A 15,374-nucleotide genomic window follows, 5' to 3' on the forward strand; every position below is an offset into this window, starting at 1 on the left:
GCACCGTCGCCAGCGTTGACGAATTCATCACGAAGCTGGCACCCTGTCGGTGGCCCGATTTCATCGTATGCACCAGATCGATCAGCCGCGCTTCGGGGGTCGTCCCGAAACCGAAGGCATCGCCCGAACCGATATATTGCAGCGAGCCGAACGCACGGACCCCGTCTTCGGCGGTCGAGACCGGCGCGGTCAGGAACCCTTCAGGCTGGTCGAAACCGGAGCCGTTGACGAAAGCGGCACCTTCGGCGCGGGCAAACTCCATCGCGATCTCGCTGGCGAGCCAGCTTTCCAGATCGAAGCCGGCATCATCCAGCATCGCCTGGCTGGCCGCCGGATTGGCATAAAGCTCGCCCGTCGGGGGGGAGATTTCGGCGAATTGCGGCGCGTCGGTTTCCGGCCGCGCGGCCGTTTCGCTGACCCAACCCGAGGCCGTGCCGCCGGTGGACACCAGCTTGCGGTAGCCCGCGCTGCCCGTCTGGACCACCTGGGCGAGGCTGCGAATCGGGCTGATTTCGATCAATTCCCGGGCGATCATTGCATCGATCGACTGCGGCACGGCATAGCCGCCATCGGAGGGCACCTGGCCGTTGATCGACTTGATTTCCGACACCCGCCCGCGGCGCAGGTAGCCGTCGATGAAGCCTTTCACTTCGGCGGTGTCGGAAGCGCCCGAAATCGCTGGACGGGCAGCGGCGCGGCCGACCTTGTCGAGCCGGGCTTTCACTTCGTCAACGTCGGAGCGCAGCGCGGTGACATCGGCTTCGGTCTTGTCCTGACGGGCGACGATGTCGAAGCTGGCATCGAGCTGGTCAGGGGCGGCAGAGGTATGATTATCCATCGGGCATTCACCTTTTTCGGGTTGGGGAGGTAGTCGGCAGGCACAAAAAAACCGCCTTGGGGGCGGCCGGTTGGAGGGGCGGGATTGGAGGGTATCAGCTGATCAGATGGACCCGCGCACCATGCTGGAGCGGATGGGTAACCAGGCTGACTTCGAACAATTCGACATCGTGCAGATGCCGCCCGGCACCCTCCCGGCGGTAGCTGCGGGCGCGGTAGCCAAAGCTGAGCCCGTCCACGCTGCGCGCCTTCAGCTCGGTTGCGGCGCGGCCATGCGGATTGTCGATCCGCGCCACGATCCGGAGGCCGCGCCGGTCCTCGGCGATGCTATCGACCCATCCGATCCGCTGCTCGGCGCTGTGCTGCCAGTACAGCGGCAACGGGTTCTGCAGTTGGGCCAGACTACGCTTGAAAGCGCCGGGCCAGATCGTGTCGCCTGCGCCGTCCGGTGTTCCGAACAAGGCCGCATAGCCTGCGAAACGTAACGCTTCGGGTGCGGGGGGCAGCGCCGCGTTCATTTCAGCAGCCCGGGTGCGCCGATCCGCACCGCGATGCCGATCAGCAGCAGCGCGAGCACACCGCGCACCACCCATTCGACCGCCGCCTTCCAGGCGCTCGCCTTGGCATCGCGCCAGGCGCGCAGCAATTCGCGCAATTCGTCGATATCGTTCTGCGCGTTCGCATCGCCGAGACCGAGCCGCGCGATCACCCGGCTGGCCCCTAGCTCGGACGATTCCTCGACGATGGCGCGCAGCGTAACCATTTCGGTGCCGTCGCTGCTCGCCTGCGCGATCAGCCGCGCCAGCATGTCTTCGCGGATCATTTCGGGTCTCCTTCTGGTTTCAGCCCGAGCAGGCTGCGTTTTTCCGAATCGCTCAGGAATGTGGCCCCGGAAACCTGCGACCACAGCCGCTCGCGGTCTTCCGACAGGGCGGAAATCTGGTCGAGATCGACCGACAGCGGCGCGCCGCCGAACCATGGGCCGAGACCCTGGCTGATGCCGGACAGGATCTTGCCCGCCAGCGGCAGCAACGTCAGCCGCCACAATGCGCGATTTGCCTCGCGGTAATTGGCATAGGTGTTGTCGCCCGGCAGGCCGAGCAGCATGGGCGGCACCCCGAACGCCAGCGCAATATCGCGCGCCGCAGCCGCCTTGAGATTGGCGAAATCCATGTCCGCCGGGCTCATCGACAGGCTCTGCCAGGTGAGGCCGCCTTCCAGCAGCATCGGCCGCCCGGCGTTGATCTGCCCGCAATAGGCCGCGGACAATTCCGCCTTCAGCCGGTCGAACTGGTCAGTCGTCAGCCCGCCGCCGTCTCCGCCATCATAGACCAGCGCGCCCGATGGCCGCGCGGCATTTTCCAGCAAGGCGCGGTTCCACTGGCTGGCGGCGTTATGGATCGCCACCGCCTGTTCGGCAGCAGCCAGGCATCCGGCCCCGTAATGGTCATCGCCCGGATGAAAGGCCTTCAGATGAACGATGTTGGGCCAGCCGCTGTCATCCTCCAGCGGAATGGTCAGCGTCCGGTTCGCCAGGCGGTAGGCATAGGCCGTCGGCCAGCCATCCTCCCCGGCGATCACTGATATGCGTTCCGGCCGCAGGGCAAACAATTCGGCCGGCTGGCCAGCGCCATCCTTCATGACCTGGACATAGGCGTTGCCATGCAGCAGCAGATGCGCAGCCAGCGTTTCTATCAGCGATTGCCCTGCCGAACACGCGCCGATCAAGCCCGCGAGACGTGTGTCTGCGGAATTGAGCGGTGCGCTGCCGACCCCCTCCGCGACAATCCGCACCGCCCGCTGCGCCACTGGATTTTCGACAAAGGCACGCCGAACCGCAGTGGTATATTCGAACGGCGGCTTGCCCCCGCCGTCGAACGCCGCCGCCCAGGGCGAAGTAAACCCGCGCGCAATCGGCACACGTGTCTGATCCCCGCCCTTGAAGGCGGAGGCGATTGTGTTGAGGAAGGACATGGAATTTCCTTAAATTGCTAGACTTGCAAGACCCGCGGCACGCTTTGCCGGCCGAGCATCAATTCATGGGCTGCCCATACAAGGGCATCGGCGCGGTCGGGGCTTCTACCTGGGCCTTCGTAACTGCCGCCCGCCATCAGCCCGCATAGCTGGTCCTCCAACCGGGCAAACATCCCCGCGTGGCGCATTCGGCCCGCTTCGTAGAGCGCAGCGACCGGTTCTGCGCGGGCGATCTTGCCGCGGCTGGCGTGGACCAGTTTCAGGGGCAGCGCGATATCCGCAGCGCGCAGCACGCTCGCCACCATGTCGCCGCCCTGGTTGGCCTCGGCAATTACCCGGTCGGCATCCCAGGCTCTGGCCGCCTCCGCCACGGCGCGGGCCCAGCGTTCGGGCGTTGGCCGCGCAACCGAGCAATCGGCGAGGACCACTCCGGTGCCATTGGCCGTCAACCCCGCAACGATTATGCCGCATTCATCGCCCCGCGCCGTTGCGGGCGGATCGACCCCGACCACTACGCGGGTCAGCGGATGGGTTTGTGCCGCCACCCGGCAATTTTCGATCATGGCGCGGCTCCATAGCGCGCCCTCGACCTCCGCCAGCAGCACGCCGTCGAGTTCCTGTCGGCCCAGTGCGGTGCTCCCGTAGGTGCGGCGGATGTCGCGAATGAACCGCACCGGCAAATTGGCCGCGTTGTCGTAGGTCGAACCGCGGGTAATCCGGACGCTGCCCGAGGAGACTTCATCCATCAACCGGCGCATCAGCGGGACCGCGCGGGGAGTCGTGGTGGCCAGGCTTCGCGGATAATCCCCCAGCCGCAGACCCATTATCAGATTGTCCCAACTCGCCACCCCGCGTCCGCCCGTTACGTCCCACTTGGCAATTTCGTCACACCAGGCATGGCTGTGCTGAGGGCCGCGCAAACTGTCCGGTTCGCCCGCCGAATATAACATTGCCTGCGCGCCATTGGGCCAGGTCAGACGTTTAAGTGACGGTTCGAAATGGGGCATGCGCTTCGGCGGAGACGTGGCCAGAATGCCGCTTTCTCCCTCCACCATGATTGCCCTCACTTCCGAAATGGAAGCCCCGACCAGTGCAATCCGGGCATCTTTGTTGCGTTTCGCGATATGCCGGACCCATTCGGCCCCGGCGCGTGTCTTGCCAAAACCGCGCCCGGCGCAGATCAGCCAGACCTGCCAGTCGCCCGGTGGGGGAAGCTGTTCGAACCGTGCCCAGACTCTCCAGTGGAACCGCAATTCGTCTTTCTCGCTTTGGGACAAGGCCCCGAGGAAAATGTGTCGTTCTTCGTCTTCCAGCGAGAGGAGCAGGCGGAGACGATCAATCTGCGTCATCGGCACCGCTTTCGATTGTCGAAACCGGGCACTTTACGGTCGAACCAGGGCTGTCCTGCGCGATCAGGACCTGAACGGCCTTCTCTCGTGCCCGCATCGCATCCAGCTTTGTGTTGATCGATGCGAGGATTGCATCCTCGTCTTCATCATCGCGGATTGCCTTGCGCTGGCTAACTGCTTCGCGGTGGGCGGCCAGCAGACGGAAGGCGGTAGCGTTGTCGAATTTGCGGCGCGCTTTGGTCTTGGTTCCTTCGAGCTCACCGATCCGCAGCCGGTAAAGCAGTGACATTTCCAGGTTGTCGTATCCTTCGCACAAGGCATCGAACCATGCGCTGCGAAACTCCGCGTCTTCGCGCCGGAGCTTGTAGATTGTGCTTTTGGTCACTTTGGCCGCGCGGGCGGACCCGGCGATGTTCGAGCTTTCCGCCAGCGCTGCGAGAAATGTCTCCCGCCATGCAGGAGTGTTCCGGCCGCGCAGTGGGTGGCCGGGCGAGGATGTCGCCATAGGAGTTATCCGTGCTGAAAATGAAGGACCGTCCCGGACCGGCTCCTGCGAATCGGTCTATTGCGATGTTCCAAATAACTAACCAATGAGCGTGACAATGTCAACGAAAAAGTGCCAAATAGGTTAAATACACGGTACGCGCGGCGCATTTCGTGCGGATAGGCGCTTGCAGCGCAGGGGACCCCGCACTAATCGCAGCGTCAGTGGCCCGCCTTGTCAGGGGCGTTCAAATCGGGAGGCGGCCCTTGCTGCGCGGATTGTACAATTGGACGATGGAAAAGGCCGCGCACCGCCACGCCGTGGGGTGGCTTGCCTTCTTCAGTTTCGTTGAATCGAGCTTCTTTCCGATTCCGCCGCATCCCCTGCTCGGGCTGATGTGCCTGGCCGAGCCGAAAAAAGCGGTCCGCTACGCCGCGGTCGCCACCGCTGCCTCAGTCGCCGGGGCGCTACTGGGCTATGCGATCGGATATTTCCTTTATGACGCTGTCGGCGCGCAGCTGATCGCCGCGCTCGGGTTGACGGAAAGCTTCCCCACCGCGCGCTGCACCCTCAACGAATACGGGGCGCAAGCGGTCATTCTAGCCGCCGCGACGCCGGTACCGTTCAAGCTGCTGACCATAACCGCCGGCTTTACCGCCATGCCGCTGGCAACCTTCCTGATTGCCAGCATCGTGGGCCGCGCAATGATCTTCATGACGGTGGGCATACTGTTCCGGGTATTCGGGGCGCCGATCAAACTGTTCATCGACAAATATCTAATTTCGGTGACAACCGCCTTTGTCGTGCTGGTAATCGGCGGCTTTATAGCGCTTTCGTCGCTCGCCGGGGAAAGCGACGAGCCATCGGATGATCCCTGTGTCACTGCTGCGCGGGCCGGATCGAGCTAACCTTCGCTGACGAAGCCCTTTCGGTTAAGGACCTCAAATAATCCCGACGGATTTCCCGGCGCGTTCGAACATTCCGAGAATCGTCTGCACTTCCGCTTCGCTGTGTTCGGCGCATAGCGAGCACCGCAGCAGGGTCATGTTGGCGGGTGTCGCAGGGGGGCGTGCCAGATTGACATAGAGCCCTTCACTCAGCAGCGCTTCCCACATCATCGCGCCGCGTTCCAGATCGGGCATGATCACCGCGATGATGGCGCTTTCGGCTTGCTTGGTCCCAAGTTCGAAACCGAGATCGCGCAGGCCCTGGTGCAGTGTGCGGGAATTTTCCCACAAATGCGCCCGCTTGTTCGAACCGTGCATCAGCTTGCGGATCGACGTCGCGGTGCTGGCGACCACGGCGGGGGGCAGGCTGGCGGTGAAGACATAGGGACGGCAGACCAGCCGCATGATCTCGAATTTCGGGTGATTGGAAACGCAGAAGCCGCCGACCGTCCCGACGCTCTTGGAAAATGTTCCGATGATGAAATCGACATCATCGATCACCCCGACTTCTTCGGCAACGCCGCGGCCATGCTGTCCGATGAAGCCCATCGAATGCGCTTCGTCGACCAGTACCATCGCGCCGTTTTCCTTGGCGATCCGGACCATCTCCTTCAGCGGTGCGACATCGCCCAGCATCGAATAGACGCCCTCCAGCACGACCAGCTTGCCCGCGCCCTCCGGCACCCGCTTCAGCCGCTTTTCCATCGCCTCGATGTCGTTGTGCTTGAACGGCACGACTTCGGCATTGCCCATCGCGCAGCCATCCCAGATGCTCGCGTGGCTGTCGATGTCGAGGATGATGTAATCGCCCTTGCCGGCGATCGTGCTGATGATCCCCAGATTGGCCTGATAGCCAGTCGAGAAGACCATCGCGTGGTCCATGCCGTAGAATTCGCGGAGCGCATCCTCGCATTCGCGGTGGCCCTGGAAGGTGCCGTTCAGAACCCGGCTGCCGGTTGTTCCGGCACCGAAGTCTGACATTGCCTGCTTGCCCGCTTCGATCACATCGGGATCGAAGGTCATGCCCATGTAATTGTAAGTGCCGAGCAGGATCGTATCGCGCCCGTTACAGATCGCACGGGTCGGCGACAGCACCTTTTCCATCACCAGGCTGAAGGGATCCTGCATCCCGGCGGCGAGCAATTGCTCGCGCTGCTGGATCAGCGGATCGAATTTGCTGAACAGGTCGGTTGCGATTGCAGGCGTATCGGTGCCCTCGGAGCGGGGCGGGGCGGAATGGTCGTTCATGGTCAATTCTGCAATGTGTTCACGGCATCGACGAGCTGGCCGTAGTTCTCGATGTCCGCCTGCTGGTTCATGGTGATGATGATGTCGAATTCGTCCTCGATCGCAGCGACGAAATCCATCACCGTGAGGCTGTCGAATTCAAGATCGCCGGCAAAGGTCGTACTTTCCTCGATCGGGACATCTTTCTTGTTGAACGGCTCGATCAGCGAGCGGATGGAACTGTCGACGGCAGCACGGTCCATTGCGGGTAATTCCAATCTATCAAGTTTCGCGAACGCGATTTCGCGGCCGATTGCCACGCAATTGCGGCGGAAAAGCGGTTTCGATCCCTGCTTGTCAAGGCCGAGCCGTGCTGGCAAGCCCCCGATGTCCGATCAGGGCAGCTCAGCGAGGGCGGCAGCGATGGAATCCGAACTTGTAAATGGCGATCGTCCCCCTGCAGCTATGAGCGCAGAGAAGCCGGAACGGGTGTTTTCCGAAAACGCCATCCACATGATCCGCACGGCGCAGATCAACACGCTGACCCTGTCGCAGATGGCCGACCAGAAGGCTTCGATCCTGATGGGGGCGACTTTTCTCGTCTTTTCCCTCTCGATCAGCCGGTCGCTGACCGGTGACATGCCCGCTTCGCTGGTGCTGCTGGCACTGTTTTCGTTCCTGAGCTCGGTGTGCGCGGTCATTGCGGTAGTGCCGTCCATTGGAAAAGCGGGTGCGGATCCGCGCTCCAAACCGAATCGGCTGTTCTTCGGCCACTTCACCGCCATCGAGGAACCCGAGTGGGCGGAAAGCCTGCTGGAAGACATGACCCGCGACGAAACGGTGCTGCGGACGATGATGCATGATCTTTACCAGAATGGCTGTGTGTTGCAGCGCCGGAAGTACCGCTATCTGGCGCTGGCTTACCGGATTTTCATCGCGGGCCTGGTCGTCACGCTGCTGGTCTTCGGGATTGAAACTATCCGGTAACGACCAATTGCGCCGGGTTGGAATCGAGCAAACCCTTAACCACCCGCATGAAAGGGCCGATGGACACCGGCTTTGAAAGATATCCTTCGGCACCGACATCGCGGATCCGGTCCTCGTCGCCCTTGCCGGCATAGGCGGTGACGGCGAGCACGGGAATGCGGGCGAGCGTCACATCGCGCTTCAGTTGTCCGATCAGCTCCATTCCGGAAATGTTCGGCAATTGGATATCCATGATAACCAGATCGGGGTCGAATGCGCGGGCTGCCTTGAGGGCCAATTCGCCGTCCGCGCAGGGTTCAACGGCGAATCCGGATGCCGTGAGAACATCGCAGAACAATTTGCGGTTTAGATCGTTATCCTCGACAACCAGAACTCTCTTTGCCACTGACTGCCTTGTTGCTCCGATTGCTTTTGCTTCGTTAACCAGAAGCCGCCCCCTATGTTCTGCTTGCGTCCTCAGTAATCTTTCCACAGGATATTGACAATCACAGATAGTCATGAATCGTTAAAGCGTTCCTCCGCTGAGCCTGAATCGCTGGCTTTGTCCGCGCTGGCATGGGTATTGAGCGAGCCGTCGCGTGCGGAACGGTTGCTGTCGCTGACCGGGCTGACGCCGGAAGTGTTGCGCAATAACCTCACCGATCGGCCAATTCTGGCAGCGGTTCTGGAATTCCTCGCGAATCACGAACCCGACCTGCTGCTGGCGGCCGATGCCCTGAATGTTACCCCCGCGGCGTTGATCGCGGCCCACGAAGATCTATCCCGATGAAAAGCCGGTCCAGATGAGAACTCCACGATGACCCGACCGTTGATAATTTCCGATTGCGACGAAGTCCTGCTGCATATGGTGGCCCATTTCCGCGATTGGCTGGGGGAGAGTCAGGGCGTTACCTTCCGCATGGAGGGCAACGACTTCGCCGCCGCTATGCGCTGGAGTTCGACCGGGGAACCGGTAGGGGAACGGGACATCTGGCGCCTGCTGGGCGGGTTTTTCGATACCGAGATGGACCGGCAACTGCCGATCGAAGGCGCGGTTGCCGGGATCAACGCGGTTGCCGAACACGCCGATGTAGTGATCCTGACCAACCTGACGGACGAGCGGCAGGAACGCCGCACCCGGCAATTGGCCGATCACGGCATCCATGCGCGGGTGTTCACCAACCAGGGTCCCAAGGGGCCTGCGCTGGCGGCGATTCTCGAGGAATACCGGCCAAGCCGCGCGATCTTCATTGACGATCTGCCGCAGCATCATAAATCCGCCGCCGATACCGTGCCCGACATACTGCGGCTGCATCTGTGCGGGGAGCCTATGCTGTCCCCCCATATCGTCTGCGCGCACCAGGCCGGTAACGCCCATGCCCGGATAGACACTTGGGCCGAGGCCACCCCGTGGCTGCTCGACCGTTTGCAGCAGGAGAATGCATTGTGAGTGCTGAAGAAAGACTGGCGGAGCTGGGAATCGTCCTGCCCGCCGCCGCCGCACCGGTGGCCAGCTATGTCCCGGTCGTGGTGCATGGGGGCATCGCCTATGTTTCCGGGCAGCTTCCGTTCGTAGACGGCAAACTGGTCACCGGCCGGCTGGGCGAGGACGTGTCGCTTGAAGATGGAATCACAGCGGCGCGGGCGTGCGCCCTGATGATTCTGGCGCAATTGCGGGCGACGGATATTTCGCTCGACCGGGTGGCGCGCATCGTCAAGCTGGGGGCGTTCGTCAATTCCGCGGCGGACTTCACCGATCAACCCAAAGTCGCCAACGGCGCGTCGGACCTGATGGCCGAAGTTTTCGGGACGAGCGGCCGCCATTCCCGTGCGGCTGTCGGGGTGCCGGTTCTGCCATTGGGCGCCGCTGTGGAAGTGGATGCGATCATTGCTCTTAACGCCCATTGACCGCTGGCTTGCCCCGGCACCGCTGCCAAAGCGGGTCGGGTGGCTGGGGCAATGGACCTACGCGCATCGGGGCCTGCATGGCGACAGTGTACCCGAAAACAGCCCGGCTGCTTTCGATGCGGCTATTGCGGCGGGATACGGGATCGAATGCGATGTGCAGCGCAGCGGCGATGGCCGCGCGGTCGTGTTCCACGATTGGGAGCTTGACCGCCTGACCGGGGAAACCGGGCCGCTCTCCGCCCGCACTGCGCACGAACTGGCAAAGATCGCGCTGTCCGGAAATGGCGAGAGAATCCGGTCTCTCGAACAGGCGCTCGAGCAGATTGGCGGGAAAGTCCCGGTTCTGATTGAAATCAAGAGCCGCAATGACCGCCGCGTCCGGCCTTTATGCCTCGCAGTCCACCGCGCGCTGGAAGGCTATCAGGGTCACCATGCCGTGATGAGCTTCGATCCGCGAGTCTCGCGCTGGTTTGCCCGGCATTCGCTCCACACGGTACGCGGTCTGGTGGTGACCGAAGAAAACGCCAGGACCCTTGTTGGCCGGTGGCGGCGGCACAGCGCCCTGTGGATCGCGAAACCCGATTTCCTCGCCTACGATATACGTGACCTGCCCAGCGCTTTTGCTTCGGCCCAGCGCCGCCGCGGCCTGCCGGTGCTGAGCTGGACCATCCGTTCCGCGGTGCACCGTGATCTCGTGTCTCTCCACGCCGATGCCGCCATTGCCGAAGGCGAAGGTCTTGCGGGCCCGAAGCCGGAAAGAGAGCGGCCGACGTGAAGGACAACTCCCTGACGGCGCGCGTGGTGGGCCGCGTCGGGGCGATCGAACGCAATCTTTGGGACCGGCTGGCAGGGAGCGACAATCCCTTCGTCAGCCATGATTTCCTGACCTCGCTGGAAGATTCCAGCAGCGTCGGTCCCGGTACGGGCTGGGACCCTGCGCCGGTAATCCTGCAGGATTCTGCGGGCGTTATCGTTGGCGCGCTGCCGGCTTACGCGAAGGGTCACAGCCAGGGCGAATATGTGTTCGACCATGCCTGGGCCGATGCCTGGCACCGGGCCGGTGGCCGGTACTATCCGAAGCTGCAGATCGCGGCACCATTCACCCCGGCGACCGGCCCCCGCCTATTGACCCGCGACGCAGCTTACGGCGTCCCCCTGCTGCGCGCCGCCGAACAGCTTTGTACCGGCAACAATCTTTCCTCCGCCCATGCGACCTTCATCGAATCCGATCAGCTGGCAATCTTCGAGGAGGCGGGCTGGCTGCTGCGCAACGACATCCAGTTCCACTGGGCCAATCGCGGTTACGCCACCTTCGATGAATTCCTGGCCGCGCTGGCGTCGCGCAAGCGCAAGGCAATCCGCAAGGAACGCGCCGCGGCGGCTGAGGGAGTGACGTTCCGCCACCTCGTGGGCAGCGACATCACTGAGGCGCATTGGGATGAATTCTGGGTGTTTTATCAGGACACTGGATCGCGGAAATGGGGAACGCCCTATCTGACGCGGGAGGCGTTCAGCCTTTTCGGCGAGAGAATGGGCGACCGGGTGCTATTGATGCTGGCCTACGACGGGGACCGACCGATTGCCGGCGCGCTCAATTTTATCGGCGGCAGCGCGCTGTATGGCCGTTACTGGGGATGCACCGAGGAACGACCGTTCCTGCATTTCGAACTGTGCTATTATCAGGCGATCGATGCGGCGATTGCGCGCGGACTTTCGCGGGTTGAGGCCGGGGCGCAGGGCCCGCACAAGCTGGCCCGCGGCTATGAACCCGTCAAGATCTGGTCGGCCCACTGGATTGCCGACCCCGGCTTTCGCAGCGCAGTGGCGGATTTCCTTGAACGCGAACGGCACGGTGTCGCATCGGACCAGATGTATTTGGGTGAGCGGACGCCCTTCAAGAAGTCGTAGGTTTCCCGATTGGACGGGGGCAATGCCATCATGCAGCCTTGCGAATTCCCTCGCTCAGCCACTGGCGTGCGCGGCGCTGTGCCTCGGCGATTTCACTCGCGGTCATTTCGTCGGACACATCCGCGCGGCACCACGAAGCTTCTTCATGGCCCTTTACGGCGGCGAGGTTGAACCATTTATGCGCTTCGATCAGATCGCAGTTCACGCCGTGGCTTCCGGTCGAGTACGCGACCCCGAGATTGTAATAGGCCGATATGTCGCCGTCGGCGGCAGCCGCCAGGCAATTTGCGACCAGCAAATCAGCGGAGCCGCTGTCGGCCGGTTCGGCATGTGACGTGTCGATGATGGACAGTGTCATGAGTATTCCCCCCGTATTTGGCGACCTTCTTGCCGCCGGTGCCCGATTTCTCGGCCCTTCATGGTCAACAAACAGTTAACGGCGCTGGATAAATTCTCGGGACTGGCCGCGCCTCGGTTTCGGACGGGATTGATTTTCGTTCCATTAAGGGTTGGCGTCGCATTGCGGCTTGTATGCGTAAACGCCGCCGCCTATAGGCCCGCCAAACAGATGAGTTCCTGCCGTGAAAATTAAGCGGCGGTAAGCTCACAAGGGCGCAAGCCGACGATTTTTTTGAGGTTTGAGAGGACCAGATGGCCACTTTTGCAACCGGCGAATTGGAAATTTTCGAAAAAGCGAAGAAGTCGATCGCGCATGATTACATGCCTGGCGATGACGAGCCCTATATGGGCGAGGCGCAGCAGAATTATTTTCGAATGCTGCTGCTCGAATGGAAGCGTTCGATCCACACCGCCTCCAGTGTCACCCTGCAATCCTTGCAGGACGGGCCGATGCGCGAAGCCGACATGAACGACCGCGCGTCCAGCGAGACCGACTGGAGCATCGAATTGCGCACCAGGGACCGGCAGCGCAAACTCATTGCCAAGATCGATGCCGCGCTGCGCCGGCTGGATGAGGGCGAATACGGCTATTGCGAAGTGACCGGCGATCCGATCGGATTGCGCAGACTCATCGCCCGCCCGGTGGCCACCATGACGGTGGAAGCGCAGGAAGCGCATGAGCGCCGCGAGAAAATTTCACGCGACGATTGAGCGCCGGTGTGGCCGGTCGGCACCATCCGGTTTGCGGATATTTTCGCGTTTTGCGGGTACTGCATTTAAGGCTTCTTTAGCCATTCGCTGCTAGTCCCGTCACTGCGCGTTTCCGGCGGAAGCTCCGGGATTACGAAACCAAACCAGGCGAAAGGTATTGTCGCGAAGATGTCCTCTGTCGACACCCGCAATATAGCCCGGGATAGCCTGTTTCTGCTTGCCGAAATTCAGCTGGCCGGGGTTGCCTCGGAATTCCGGGTGAAGGTGCGCAATCTTTCCCCGGGCGGCATGATGGCGGAAGGAAACGTTCCGGTTGTTCCGGGCAGCAGGCTCAAGATTCACCTTCGGAACGTCGGCTTGATCGATGGGGGTGTCGCCTGGGTACAGGATAACCGCTTCGGCATCGCGTTCGACAACGAAATCAATCCGAAGGTGGTCCGTGCGTCGGTGGATAGCAATCAGGCCGAAAACGACACGCACCGCCAACACCTGCGGCCCCGGACTGGCAAAAGAAGCGGGAGCGGCGGCAAGCCGACCGCATTGCGCATCCTTTGACAAACGGGCGCTTCCTGCAAGATCGTGAATTCTTCAACAAGGCATCATAATCGGTCCTGACCGAGCGGCGACAAGCTGCTACGCTCGTGGTGAATGAGCCGTTTCCTCCATCTCGCCTTGTGTATGGCTGCCGCCTTGGCACTGGCATCCTGTGGGTCGGGCAAGGCTGACGATGAAGTCGATGTCGCCTTCATCGGCAGCAGCACGGAGTTGTTCGAACCGGGTTTGCGGCTGGCTCCTGCAGGACAGCATATCCGGTCCGCCACGGCCGAAGGGCTGGTTTCGCTCAATCAATCGGGCGAAGTCGTGCCCGCTCTGGCCGAACGGTGGATCGTAACCGAAGACGGCCTGAGTTATATCTTCCGCCTGCGCAACACGGATTGGGCGGACGGGATCCCGCTGACCAGCAACAGCGTCCGCGATGCGCTGCGCAGAAACATTCAGGAGCTGCGCGGAACATCGCTGGGGCTCGACCTTGCCAAGGTCGAGGAAATCCGGGCCATGACCGGGCGCGTGGTGGAAATTCGCCTCGACGGACCGATGCCGGAATTCCTGCAATTGCTGGCCCAGCCCGAACTCGGTTTGCGTCGAAATCGTCAGGGCACGGGACCGATGACCCTCTCCCGCGAGCGGGATACGGCGTTGCTGGCGCCCTTGCCCCCGGAGACGCGGGGTCTGCCTGTGGATGAAGATTGGGAATCGCGGGTGCGCACGGTGCGGGTACAGGCGCTGCCGGCCGAGCAAGCCGTTGCCGCGTTCGACAACCGGGCGGTCGACGCGGTGTTCGGCGGCACTCTGACCAGCCTGCCGCTGGCGGATACCGGCGCCTTGTCGCGCGGCACCGTCCGGCTCGATGCGGCTCTCGGCCTGCTCGGCCTGCAGGTGGTCGGCGAGCGGGGGCTGCTGGCAACAGAGTCGGGGCGGGAGGCCCTTGCCATGGCGATTGACCGGCAAAGCCTGCTGCAGCCCTTCAACATCGGCGGCTGGATACCGACTACCCGCGTTGTTGCTCCGGACCTGCCGGGTGATCCGAAGATTATCGGTGAACGCTGGAACGGGCTTTCGCTCGAACTGCGCCAAGCCGAGGCTGCGCGGCGCGTCGCGGCGGTCGCAGGGACCGACCGGGCCGCCCGTACCCTGAGCATTGCGATGCCGCCTGGACCGGGTTCCGATCTGCTGTTCCGCGAACTGTCGGAAGATCTGGCGGCGGTCGGCGTGGTACTCGAACGCGCTTCGGAATCCGCCCCGGCTGACCTGGTGCTGGTCGACCGGCTGGCGCGGTATGCCGATGCGCGGTGGTTCCTCAACCAGTTCCATTGTTCGCTGAAACGCGGCCTGTGCTCTCCCGAAGCAGACGAGGCGGTGCGGCGGGCAATGCAGGCGTCCGATCCAGCCGCAACCGCAGCGATGTTGGCTGAGGCGGAGGCGCGGCTGACAGCCGCCAATGTTTACATCCCCATCGGCGCGCCAATCCGCTGGTCGCTGGTGCGCGGCGGCGTGGACGGTTTTTCCGAGAACAATTGGGGGCTGCATCCCTTGTTCCCCTTGGCACTTCGCCCCATTTAGGGCGGAAGGAGATCAGCATGGCCGATCCGATTCGACCGCCGAAGATGGTACCGCCCTACGAAGGGAACCCGCCGGGCGGAACCCGGAAGATGGCGTTCGAGATGCCTATCGGCAATGATCCGGCATCGGTGCGCAAGCGGATCGAGGCGATGGAGCAATTGCTCGAGCGCAGCTTTACCATTCCCGGCGTGAATTATCCCGTTGGCCTCGATTCAATCGTCGGACTGGTGCCGGTGGTCGGCGATTTGGTGACCGCCGCGATGGGCGCCTATTTGGTGTGGGAGGCGCGAAACATCGGCCTGCCGAAATGGAAGCTGTGGCGGATGGCCGGCAATGTCGCGTTCGACACCGCTATCGGCGCAATTCCGGTCGCGGGCGACGCGTTCGACCTCCTGTTCCGGTCGAACACCCGCAACCTCCGGATCGTGAAGCGCCATCTGGACAAGCATCATCCTTCAAGCCGGGTAATCGACAGCTAGAATTGGTCCGGTTATCGTGCGTTTGCATTGGCCGGTTCCAATCGCCGGGGCTTTGGGCCTATAG

At 62.5% G+C, this 15,374-nt stretch carries 21 protein-coding genes; 11 read left to right on the plus strand and 10 right to left on the minus strand.

Annotation, left to right across the window (positions count from 1 at the left end; all coding sequences use genetic code 11):
• The 6 genes from U0988_RS13185 to U0988_RS13210 form a co-directional block, all read right to left on the minus strand.
• On the minus strand, nucleotides 1–838 hold an 838-nt coding region (locus U0988_RS13185), incomplete at its 3' end, for a phage major capsid protein (RefSeq protein ID WP_322293085.1).
• Between the two features lie 94 nt (nucleotides 839–932).
• On the minus strand, nucleotides 933–1,355 hold the full coding sequence (locus tag U0988_RS13190) for an HK97 family phage prohead protease (RefSeq protein ID WP_322293086.1): 423 nt from the start codon (nucleotides 1,353–1,355) through the stop codon (nucleotides 933–935).
• Entirely contained in the window at nucleotides 1,352–1,660 is a 309-nt protein-coding gene (locus U0988_RS13195) for a DUF6127 family protein (RefSeq protein WP_322293087.1), read from the minus strand. The genes U0988_RS13190 and U0988_RS13195 overlap by 4 nt, the downstream gene beginning before the upstream one ends.
• Nucleotides 1,657–2,811, minus strand: a complete 1,155-nt coding sequence (locus tag U0988_RS13200; RefSeq protein WP_322293088.1) for a phage portal protein — start codon at nucleotides 2,809–2,811, stop codon at nucleotides 1,657–1,659. Before U0988_RS13200 ends, U0988_RS13195 begins: the two co-directional genes overlap by 4 nt.
• Before the next feature lie 17 nt (nucleotides 2,812–2,828).
• Nucleotides 2,829–4,160 carry a DNA-packaging protein gene (locus U0988_RS13205; protein WP_322293089.1) on the minus strand — a complete coding sequence of 444 codons (1,332 nt, stop codon included), beginning with the start codon at nucleotides 4,158–4,160 and terminating at the stop codon, nucleotides 2,829–2,831.
• The gene (locus U0988_RS13210) at nucleotides 4,147–4,665 is read right to left on the minus strand and encodes a hypothetical protein (RefSeq protein WP_322293090.1); all 519 of its coding nucleotides are present in this window, start codon (nucleotides 4,663–4,665) and stop codon (nucleotides 4,147–4,149) included. The genes U0988_RS13205 and U0988_RS13210 overlap by 14 nt, the downstream gene beginning before the upstream one ends.
• 245 nt (nucleotides 4,666–4,910) lie before the next feature.
• Between U0988_RS13210 and U0988_RS13215 the strand changes: the two genes are divergently transcribed.
• Entirely contained in the window at nucleotides 4,911–5,552 is a 642-nt protein-coding gene (locus tag U0988_RS13215) for a YqaA family protein (RefSeq protein WP_322293091.1), read from the plus strand.
• Nucleotides 5,553–5,585: 33 nt separating this feature from the next.
• Here U0988_RS13215 and spt read toward each other — a convergent pair whose 3' ends face one another.
• Complete coding sequence (gene spt / locus U0988_RS13220; RefSeq protein WP_322293092.1) at nucleotides 5,586–6,839, minus strand: serine palmitoyltransferase; 1,254 nt, start codon at nucleotides 6,837–6,839, stop codon at nucleotides 5,586–5,588.
• 2 nt (nucleotides 6,840–6,841) lie between these two features.
• Nucleotides 6,842–7,081 carry an acyl carrier protein gene (locus U0988_RS13225; protein ID WP_322293093.1) on the minus strand — a complete coding sequence of 80 codons (240 nt, stop codon included), beginning with the start codon at nucleotides 7,079–7,081 and terminating at the stop codon, nucleotides 6,842–6,844.
• A 160-nt stretch (nucleotides 7,082–7,241) separates the two neighbouring features.
• On the opposite strand from U0988_RS13225, the gene U0988_RS13230 reads away from it, so the two are divergent.
• Complete coding sequence (locus U0988_RS13230) at nucleotides 7,242–7,805, plus strand: Pycsar system effector family protein (RefSeq protein ID WP_322293094.1); 564 nt, start codon at nucleotides 7,242–7,244, stop codon at nucleotides 7,803–7,805.
• Here U0988_RS13230 and U0988_RS13235 read toward each other — a convergent pair.
• Nucleotides 7,795–8,190, minus strand: coding sequence for a response regulator (locus tag U0988_RS13235; protein ID WP_322293095.1), 396 nt, complete (start codon nucleotides 8,188–8,190; stop codon nucleotides 7,795–7,797). The two genes, U0988_RS13230 and U0988_RS13235, sit on opposite strands and share 11 nt — an antisense overlap.
• 93 nt (nucleotides 8,191–8,283) lie before the next feature.
• Between U0988_RS13235 and U0988_RS13240 the strand changes: the two genes are divergently transcribed.
• The 5 genes from U0988_RS13240 to U0988_RS13260 are packed head-to-tail and all read left to right on the plus strand — an operon-like array spanning nucleotide 8,284 to nucleotide 11,600.
• Complete coding sequence (locus U0988_RS13240; protein ID WP_322293096.1) at nucleotides 8,284–8,574, plus strand: DUF3572 domain-containing protein; 291 nt, start codon at nucleotides 8,284–8,286, stop codon at nucleotides 8,572–8,574.
• A 27-nt stretch (nucleotides 8,575–8,601) separates the two neighbouring features.
• Nucleotides 8,602–9,234, plus strand: coding sequence for an HAD family hydrolase (locus U0988_RS13245; RefSeq protein ID WP_322293097.1), 633 nt, complete (start codon nucleotides 8,602–8,604; stop codon nucleotides 9,232–9,234).
• The gene (locus U0988_RS13250) at nucleotides 9,231–9,692 is read left to right on the plus strand and encodes a RidA family protein (protein ID WP_322293098.1); all 462 of its coding nucleotides are present in this window, start codon (nucleotides 9,231–9,233) and stop codon (nucleotides 9,690–9,692) included. Before U0988_RS13245 ends, U0988_RS13250 begins: the two co-directional genes overlap by 4 nt.
• Complete coding sequence (locus U0988_RS13255; protein ID WP_322293099.1) at nucleotides 9,664–10,467, plus strand: glycerophosphodiester phosphodiesterase family protein; 804 nt, start codon at nucleotides 9,664–9,666, stop codon at nucleotides 10,465–10,467. The genes U0988_RS13250 and U0988_RS13255 overlap by 29 nt, the downstream gene beginning before the upstream one ends.
• Nucleotides 10,464–11,600 carry a GNAT family N-acetyltransferase gene (locus U0988_RS13260; protein WP_322293100.1) on the plus strand — a complete coding sequence of 379 codons (1,137 nt, stop codon included), beginning with the start codon at nucleotides 10,464–10,466 and terminating at the stop codon, nucleotides 11,598–11,600. Before U0988_RS13255 ends, U0988_RS13260 begins: the two co-directional genes overlap by 4 nt.
• 28 nt (nucleotides 11,601–11,628) lie before the next feature.
• On the opposite strand, the gene U0988_RS13265 is transcribed toward U0988_RS13260, so the two are convergent.
• Complete coding sequence (locus U0988_RS13265; RefSeq protein ID WP_322293101.1) at nucleotides 11,629–11,958, minus strand: hypothetical protein; 330 nt, start codon at nucleotides 11,956–11,958, stop codon at nucleotides 11,629–11,631.
• Nucleotides 11,959–12,251: 293 nt separating this feature from the next.
• On the opposite strand from U0988_RS13265, the gene dksA reads away from it, so the two are divergent.
• From dksA to U0988_RS13285, 4 genes are all read left to right on the plus strand, one after another.
• The gene (gene dksA / locus U0988_RS13270) at nucleotides 12,252–12,710 is read left to right on the plus strand and encodes an RNA polymerase-binding protein DksA (RefSeq protein WP_322293102.1); all 459 of its coding nucleotides are present in this window, start codon (nucleotides 12,252–12,254) and stop codon (nucleotides 12,708–12,710) included.
• Nucleotides 12,711–12,878: 168 nt separating this feature from the next.
• Entirely contained in the window at nucleotides 12,879–13,265 is a 387-nt protein-coding gene (locus tag U0988_RS13275; RefSeq protein WP_322293103.1) for a PilZ domain-containing protein, read from the plus strand.
• A 93-nt stretch (nucleotides 13,266–13,358) separates the two neighbouring features.
• Nucleotides 13,359–14,831, plus strand: a complete 1,473-nt coding sequence (locus tag U0988_RS13280; protein ID WP_322293104.1) for an ABC transporter substrate-binding protein — start codon at nucleotides 13,359–13,361, stop codon at nucleotides 14,829–14,831.
• Nucleotides 14,832–14,920: 89 nt separating this feature from the next.
• On the plus strand, nucleotides 14,921–15,310 hold the full coding sequence (locus tag U0988_RS13285; RefSeq protein WP_322293142.1) for a DUF4112 domain-containing protein: 390 nt from the start codon (nucleotides 14,921–14,923) through the stop codon (nucleotides 15,308–15,310).
• The last annotated feature ends 64 nt before the right edge of the window (nucleotides 15,311–15,374 follow it).

The sequence above is a fragment of the Allopontixanthobacter sp. genome (genome assembly GCF_034376665.1).
Classification (GTDB): Bacteria; Pseudomonadota; Alphaproteobacteria; order Sphingomonadales; family Sphingomonadaceae; genus Allopontixanthobacter.